We start from the raw sequence: 8,429 nt of genomic DNA, 5'->3' as shown, positions 1-8,429 counted from the left end.
CCCGCAGGAGTCGCCGCCCTCCGCTCCAATTAACTAAAAATTGTTTGAGTGCCTGGCACTAAGCATATATAAATAAGAAGTACTGCCGTTGATTTCCGCTACGGGCGGACGCTTTCCGCGGGCACAACGTAAGCCGCAACCCTCGCTAGCGCGCGGTTTATTGCGTCTTACGTTGTGTGCTGTTCCCGCAGGAGTCGCCGCCCTCCGCTCCAATTAACTAAAAATTGTTTGAGTGCCTGGCACTAAGCATATATAAATAAGAAGTACTGCCGTTGATTTCTGCTACGGGCCGACGCTTTCCGCGGGATCAATATAAGCCGCAACCCTCTGCTCCAATTAACTGAACAAGTGGGTAAAGATACTCTATTTAATAACTATCAAAAGGTTAAAAAAGGACAAAAGCCAGTAAGATGAACCTCTTACTGGCTTTTGTCTAAATATTTAAGCAGTAGCCTAATAAGGTTCTACTTTTCATTTGTGCATATTAATAAAAGAAATAATTTACTAATAATCCGATTCCTAATAGGAAACCGAAGAATGTATTTGTTTGCGCTGTATATTTCATCGCTGGCATTACTTCTTTGGCTTCTTTTTTATCTCGGAAAATTTGGATAGCACGAAGCGGCTTCGGTATACTTAGGAAAATAATAAGCGCCCAAAACGTAATGCCATCAATTGCTACTAATGCAATGACCCATAGGTACGAAACGATGAAAAAGCCAGATAATACAGAAATAGCACGGTCACGGCCTACTAAGATGGCAAGCGTTTTACGCCCACCTTCTGTATCCCCAACGATATCACGAATATTATTAGAAAGCATAATGCCACCGACTAAAATCATACTCGGAATAGAGAGTAAAACGGCATCTAATGTTACAGTAAGTGTTTGAATATAAAAGGCGATTAAGACAATACCCATCCCCATGACTGCCCCTGAAACAAGCTCTCCAAATGGTGAATATGCGATAGGATATGGTCCTCCTGTATATAGAAAACCTATCAGCATACAAACTAGTCCAACTGCAGCAAGCCACCAAGAAGTTGAGGCACAAATATAAATGCCAAGAAGCATGGCTATTGCATAAAAGCTTAAAGCAATCATCATAATCGTTTTCGGCTGAACACCATGACGGACAATCGTGCCGCCAATGCCGACAGAATGTTCATTATCTAATCCCAACTTGTAATCATAATATTCGTTGAACATATTCGTTGCTGCCTGAATTAGCATACTAGCAATCAGCATAGCAAAAAATAGTCCAAAATGAATTGTTTCTTTTTCAATTGCAAGAGCAATCGCTGTTCCTAAAAATACTGGAACGAATGAAGCGGTTAAAGTATGTGGGCGCGTTAAATGCCACCAAACTTTAAAACCCCTATCAGCTTCAATGACTTTGGTCATAAGGTCTTTCTCTCCTTCAACTATTGTAGACTCTTCTTATTTTATACGAAGAAAGAGAAAATGGATAGGTTCACAGCTTATTACATACAGTTATGTTTAAAAAAATGATACAATAGTACATGCATTTGAGAGATGGGAATATAAATTAAGCTAATCGTAGCAGTAGAAAGACTGAAGCCGTCAAACAAATAGGACGGCTATTTTAGCGCAACAAGTAATGCTAAAGACGGATGTCACAGATGTTTTTGTGTGTGAAATCGAAGCGACAGACGTATGATGTTATATACGTGGAATTTATAGCAACACGTACTATGACGCGAAAACATAATTGATTATGTACATTGCAATAACGGAGGTAATTTTCATGCAACAGAAGTGGTACCAAGCCACAGAAGTAGAAGTGGACTCTTTGGGCCAAAACCTTCATTTTTATATGGAAACAATCGAGGTAAGTCGCTTATCGGCTCTTGCATTTTATGCAGCGGGCGAGGAGCGTTATAAAGGTGAACGATTTTATTGGCAAAATAGAGAAAAAACAATGACATTAGTTGGGCTAGGACATGCCCACACAATTCAAAATAACGCAAAAAGTGACCGCTTTGATGATGTAGAGGCAGAATGGAAAAGCTTAACGAAAAATTGTGTAAAAGGTCAGGCTGAACTACAACCAATTTTGTTTGGTGGTTTTACATTTGATCCTCAAAATAGTGTGAATGGTGAGTGGACAGACTTTCCAGAGGCTTATTTTGCCTTGGCAACGTATCAGCTCGTATTACGCGATGACAAAGCCTATGTAAGCATAAACCTTATCGCAAAAGCGACGCAGGCAGATGAACAATTTGAAGCGTTGCGGAAAGAGCGAGATCATTTAATCCATGCTGCGCAAGTAAAAGAAGTGAAAATGTATGCAAAGCCTGAAATAGCTGATTATTTCGAGCCGTATAAGGAACCATATTTAGCGTCAATTGACCAGGTAACAGCACTGATTAAAGCAAAGCAAGCAGATAAAGTCGTAATTGCTCGATCACTTGCACTGCAATTTAAGGAGCAAGTAACTTCACCTCAAGTATTAGCTCAAATTATTCACGAACAGCCTGAAAGTTATTTATTTGGGTTAGAGTGGAAAGATTTATTATTTTTTGGAGCATCACCAGAGCGACTTGTAAAGGTGGAAAAAGGTCTAGCTTACTCATCGTGTGTCGCAGGTTCAATTCAACGAGGTAAGACAGCTGAGGAAGATAACGCATATGGACAAAGCTTATTAAATGATCCGAAAAACGGTGGCGAACATCAATATGTAGTCGATATGATTGCGGATACGTTCCGTAAAAACTGTGTTGCGATGAAAATACCAGATGGACCACGCTTATTAAAAATTAGAGATATCCAACATTTATATACACCAGTTGAAGGTCAGCTTAATAACGAGGCAACCATTTTGCAGTTAACGAAGCATTTGCATCCAACGCCAGCTTTAGGCGGTGTGCCAAGAAAAGAGGCAATGACCGCTATTCGTAAATACGAGCCAATGAATCGCGGGCTGTATGCTGCACCAATTGGTTGGTTAGATGCAGAGGGTAATGGGGAATTCGCGGTTGCGATTCGTTCAGCAGCTTTAATAAAAGATAAAGCTTATTTATATGCAGGTGGCGGTATTGTAGCTGATTCAGAGCCACAATCTGAATATGAGGAAACATTAGTGAAATTCCGCCCGATGCTTCGAGCGTTAGGAGGACAAGTACATGAGTGAACGGAAAATATTGACTGATTATGTTTATAAAATGGTTGCTTCTCTAGTGCAGGCAGGTGTTCAACATGTTGTTGTAAGCCCAGGATCACGTTCGACACCATTAGCCTATGCTTTTGCCTCAACAAAGCAACTGACAATGTACCGACAAGTAGATGAACGAGCGGCTGCATTTTTTGCGCTAGGGATTGCTAAGTCTACTGCGAAGCCTGTCGTGTTGTTATGTACATCAGGCACTGCTGCTGCAAACTATTATCCTGCTATTGTAGAAGCAAGTTATGCGCGAGTACCTTTAATTGTCATAACAGCCGATCGACCACATGAATTACGTGAGGTAGGAGCACCACAGGCTATTAATCAGACAAATTTATATGGGGCACATGTAAAGTGGAGTGTTGATTTTCCACTTGCGGATGGTGCTGCACCGACATTGCCATTTATCGAGCGTCATATCGCACGTGCAGTAGCTATTGCAACTAGTGCACCTTTTGGTCCAGTGCATATCAATGTACCGTTCCGTGAACCGTTGCTCATTGATTTTCGTGATGAGCTTCCAGCTGTTACGTTTAAGCAAAGTAATATTGGTCAGTTAACTCCACCAACGGATACGCAGCTAGAACTTGCATCTATACTACGACAAACGAAAAAAGGATTTGTCATTGTTGGTGAGCTTCCACTAGGAACAGATTTAACTGTTATGTGGGAGTTTGTGCGCCAATTAAAATGGCCAATTATTGTTGAGAGTCTTTCAAATATGCGTACTTCCGTACCAAATGATTGTCTACCATATGTGATTACTACATATGATGCAATTATGAAAAATGATGACTTTAAAGCGCTTGTTGAACCTGAAACAGTTCTTCGCCTAGGAGCTCAGCCTGTATCGAAGTTTATTATGCAATTTATTACAAAATCACAGCCACAAGCTTATATTGTTGTTGATGAAGACCCGATGTTCCGTGATTCTACAGGGGTATCGACTCATTTCCTACATGCAAGCATTGGCGAATGGCTTGTCCGATTAGATCTTTCTGAAACAGCGCTAGAAGCGGCATATTTAGCAGAATGGCAAGATGCCAATGACATCGCACTTGAATATATTGAGCACTATGCAGAAGGAGCAATTGACGAGGGAGCAATGGTGAGTCGCTTACTTGAATTAATTCCAAATGGCAGTGATGTATTCGTCAGCAGTAGTATGCCAATTCGTGATATCGATACATTTTTAATGACAACATCAAAAGATATTCGTGTTTTTGCGAACCGTGGGGCTAATGGTATTGATGGTGTTGTATCAACTGCGATGGGTTTAAGTCAAGGAAATAACCGTGAAACATATTTGCTGATCGGAGATTTAGCCTTTTTACATGATGTGAATGGTCTAATTGCTTCACGCTACCAAGCATGTAATATAACAATTATTGTGATGAACAACGATGGCGGAGGTATTTTCTCTTATTTACCACAATCCACAGTAGAGGCTCATTATGAGAATCTATTTGGTACACCAACTGCGCTTGAATTTCAAGATATTGCTCGCATGTATGATATGGACTACATTTGTATCGAGGATATTGCACAATTAGTTCCTAAATTTAATATGGTGAAAAAAGGTCCATTACGATTAATCGAAATTTTTACAGATCGCGAAGAAAACGTTTATGCACATCGCGCTCTTTGGAATCGTATTAATGCAGGGTTAAAAGCATGGCAAAGCTAATAATTCGTGGTCTTGAGACACATGTAGATATTTGGAATGAAGCAGCAGGGCAAACAATTGTTGCCCTGCATGGCTTTACAGGAAGTACCGCTACATGGCGAAATTTGGCGAAGAATCTTCCGCATATGCGTATCGTAGCGATTGATTTAATCGGTCATGGTCAAACAGCTGTGCCGGAACAAGAGAGCCGCTTTACAATGGATGAACAATTGCGTGATTTAGAGGAGATTTTTCATCAATTACAATTAAAAACATTTACATTGCTTGGCTATTCAATGGGTGGGCGTATAGCATTATCCTATACGATAAATTACCCGCATCGGGTTGAGAAGTTATTGCTAGAAAGTGCTTCTCCTGGTTTGCGAACATCGAAAGAGCGTATTGAGCGTATTGAGCGTGATGATGCGTTAGCTACGAAAATTACGAATAATGGTTTGCAGTCCTTCGTTAATGCGTGGGAAAATATACCGTTATTCGAGTCGCAAAAACGGTTATCTGATAATGCAAGACAAGCTGTGCGAACAGAGCGATTGGCCCAAAGTGAGATGGGCTTGGCTGGCAGTTTACGAGGAATTGGAACTGGCGTACAGCCATCGAATTGGGGCAAATTAACACAATTAGAATTACCTGTGCTATTAATTACTGGTTCGTTAGATGTTAAATTTTGTAATATCGCATTAGAAATGAAAGCGTTATTAAAAAATGGAAAGCATATGACAGTAAATGACGTTGGACATGCAATTCATGTGGAAAATCCAGCTGAATTTGCTACAATAGTAAATGAGTATTTAACGTAATGTTTTTTACGTTAGCGCCTCATCTTAGATATGAGGCGAATTTTAATTAGGAGGTATTTCAATGTCACGTCAATGGACTACATTACATACTTACGAAGACATTAAGTATGAGTTTTATAACGGTATCGCTAAAGTAACGATTAACCGTCCTGAAGTGCGCAATGCATTTAGACCAAAAACAGTCATGGAAATGATTGATGCATTTTCTCGTGCCCGCGATGACAAAAATGTAGGTGTTATCATTTTAACAGGAGAAGGCGAGCAAGCTTTCTGCTCAGGTGGGGACCAAAAGGTACGTGGCCATGGTGGCTATGTAGGAGATGATGAAATTCCACGCTTAAACGTACTTGATTTACAACGTTTAATCCGTGTTATTCCAAAACCAGTAGTAGCGATGGTTGCTGGCTATGCAATCGGTGGAGGACACGTATTACATGTTGTATGTGACCTTACAATCGCAGCAGATAATGCTCGTTTCGGACAAACTGGTCCTAAAGTTGGTTCATTTGATGCTGGTTACGGTTCAGGCTATCTTGCACGTATTATCGGTCATAAAAAGGCTCGTGAAATTTGGTACCTTTGCCGTCAATACGATGCACAACAAGCGCTTGATATGGGCTTAGTAAACACAGTTGTTCCTTATGCGCAATTAGAAGACGAAACTGTGCAATGGTGTGAAGAAATGCTACAAATGTCTCCTACAGCTCTACGCTTCCTAAAAGCGGCTATGAATGCTGATACAGACGGCTTAGCTGGTCTTCAACAAATGGCAGGCGATGCTACACTTCTTTACTACACTACTGATGAAGCAAAAGAAGGTCGTGACGCATTTAAAGAAAAACGTCAACCAGACTTCGGTCAATTCCCAAGATTCCCTTGATTTGGAATGGTGGAAGGCTCGTATCTCTATGTAGATACGAGCTTTTTTATTTTTAAAAAGGGGAGACAGACGAATAGACCGATGCTGGAAAAAGCGGTACCATTATCATTGTAAATGATCGGAGGAAGCAAATAATGTACCCAAACTGGATTTTGCAGCGTGCGTATGTAACGCCATTACGTAACGCTCTCACATATGAAGGACAAACATGGACATTTCAACAATTAAATGAGCTATCTTTAAAACGTGCTCGGCAATTAACAGCAATGAATATCAAGCAAGGGGAACGTATCGCTATTATGGGGCCGAGTACGCCTGCACTTGTAGTGATGATGTATGCTTGTATGCATTTGCAATGTGAAATGGTCATGCTTAATCGTAGGCTTTCTCAAGCTGAAATCGCTTATCAACTAGAAGATTCACAAGCAGAGGTTGTGCTAGTTGCAGATGAGGATGTAGCAAAATTACCGCCACACACGTCTTATCATGTATTTACTGCAATAGAAAATGGTACAGAACAGTCTGTTGATATTGCAAAAGAATGGTCACTCAATCAAACAACATCCATTATGTATACGTCTGGGACGACAGGCTTCCCAAAGGGGGTTCGTCAAACGGTTGGCAATCACCAGGCAAGTGCAACAGCTTCTGTTCTCAACATAGGCTTACAAGCCGATGATGTTTGGTTGTGTGCAGTACCATTATTCCATATAAGTGGATTTTCCATTTTAGTTCGTTCATTGTTATACGGCAATAAAGTACAGCTATACGAGCATTTTGATGTGGATGCTATTGCACAAAACATAGTGGATGGCGATGTTACACATATGTCAGTAGTCGGTGTTACATTAGAACGCATACTAAATACACTTGAGCTAAACAATGCGCTAGCTTCACCGCGATTTAAATTGATGCTAGCAGGTGGTGGTCCTGTGCCAGTAGATTATTTAAAACGAGCGAGTGCACTACATTTAGCTGTAGCACAAACATACGGTATGACAGAAACTTCATCGCAAACAGCAACACTAGCAAGTGAAGATGCAATGAAAAAAATAGGTTCTGCAGGTAAGCCATTATTTTTTAATCAAATAAAAATTTCAGCACCAAATGGGCAAGGTGAGGGTGAAATTTGTATTAGGGGCCCACATGTAACGCCTGGGTACATTGGACGTTTTGCTGAAAGAAGTTCAACCGAGGAGGGTTGGCTTCATACGGGAGACATTGGCTACATGGATGAGGAAGGTTTTTTGTTTGTTGTCGATCGTCGTGCAGATTTAATTATTTCAGGGGGGGAAAATATTTATCCAGCTGAGATAGAAAATGTTCTATTGGCACATCCTGCAGTTCAGGAAGCGGGGGTGTGCGGCAGCGAGGATGATAAATGGGGACAGGTTCCAATAGCCTTTGTTGTTTTAAAGGAACAGATAGCTATAGAAATTTTACAGCAGTATTGTGAAAAGAAACTTGCTAAATATAAAGTCCCAAAACAATTCATTATAATCGATGAACTTCCACGTAATGGAGCAAATAAACTGCTAAGAAGAAAATTATTAGAGTTACTTTCAACTGAATAACTTTCCTTAATTTAAATGCCTTACAAGATGCTTCTTTTAAAAGAAAACAGCATGCTAGAAATGAACTTCTAGCATGCTGTTTTTATATACTAAAAGTGCCACTAAAAGTGCCACTAAAAGTGCCACTAAAAGTGCCAGTCACCCAAACAATTCTGATAATTTAGAATTGAATTGACACCGCAAGAACGGTGAATTATGACTATCCAAGTAAAAATCCGCAAAAGCTCCTATAGTGCCAGTCACTCAAACAATTTAGAATCTTATAGCACGGCTAGGTCATAACTAAGTAAAAATCCGAAGAACTCC

Annotated in this window: 6 protein-coding genes; 5 read left to right on the top strand and 1 reads right to left on the bottom strand. The window is 40.3% G+C overall.

Annotated elements, in window-relative coordinates; translation table 11 throughout:
• Positions 1 to 484: 484 nt before the first annotated feature.
• On the bottom strand, positions 485 to 1,405 hold the full coding sequence (locus tag ACIP9C_RS05570; protein ID WP_401009149.1) for a 1,4-dihydroxy-2-naphthoate polyprenyltransferase: 921 nt from the start codon (positions 1,403 to 1,405) through the stop codon (positions 485 to 487).
• A 364-nt stretch (positions 1,406 to 1,769) separates the two neighbouring features.
• On the opposite strand from ACIP9C_RS05570, the gene ACIP9C_RS05565 reads away from it, so the two are divergent.
• From ACIP9C_RS05565 to ACIP9C_RS05545, 5 genes are all read left to right on the top strand, one after another.
• Positions 1,770 to 3,155 (top strand): isochorismate synthase, encoded by a 1,386-nt coding sequence (locus ACIP9C_RS05565; protein ID WP_401009148.1) that lies wholly within the window; start codon positions 1,770 to 1,772, stop codon positions 3,153 to 3,155.
• Positions 3,148 to 4,872 (top strand): 2-succinyl-5-enolpyruvyl-6-hydroxy-3-cyclohexene-1-carboxylic-acid synthase, encoded by a 1,725-nt coding sequence (menD, locus tag ACIP9C_RS05560; RefSeq protein ID WP_401009147.1) that lies wholly within the window; start codon positions 3,148 to 3,150, stop codon positions 4,870 to 4,872. The genes ACIP9C_RS05565 and menD overlap by 8 nt, the downstream gene beginning before the upstream one ends.
• Positions 4,860 to 5,669 carry a 2-succinyl-6-hydroxy-2,4-cyclohexadiene-1-carboxylate synthase gene (menH, locus tag ACIP9C_RS05555; RefSeq protein ID WP_401009146.1) on the top strand — a complete coding sequence of 270 codons (810 nt, stop codon included), beginning with the start codon at positions 4,860 to 4,862 and terminating at the stop codon, positions 5,667 to 5,669. Before menD ends, menH begins: the two co-directional genes overlap by 13 nt.
• Before the next feature lie 61 nt (positions 5,670 to 5,730).
• Complete coding sequence (menB, locus tag ACIP9C_RS05550; protein ID WP_173477631.1) at positions 5,731 to 6,549, top strand: 1,4-dihydroxy-2-naphthoyl-CoA synthase; 819 nt, start codon at positions 5,731 to 5,733, stop codon at positions 6,547 to 6,549.
• A 134-nt stretch (positions 6,550 to 6,683) separates the two neighbouring features.
• Positions 6,684 to 8,123 (top strand): o-succinylbenzoate--CoA ligase, encoded by a 1,440-nt coding sequence (locus ACIP9C_RS05545; RefSeq protein WP_401009145.1) that lies wholly within the window; start codon positions 6,684 to 6,686, stop codon positions 8,121 to 8,123.
• Positions 8,124 to 8,429 lie beyond the last annotated feature (306 nt).

The organism is Lysinibacillus sp. NPDC093210 (assembly GCF_044753985.1).
In the GTDB taxonomy this organism is placed as follows: Bacteria; Bacillota; Bacilli; order Bacillales_A; family Planococcaceae; genus Lysinibacillus.
The sequence above is the reverse complement of the archived record's forward strand: the minus strand, read 5'-3'. Positions and strand labels throughout refer to the sequence as shown.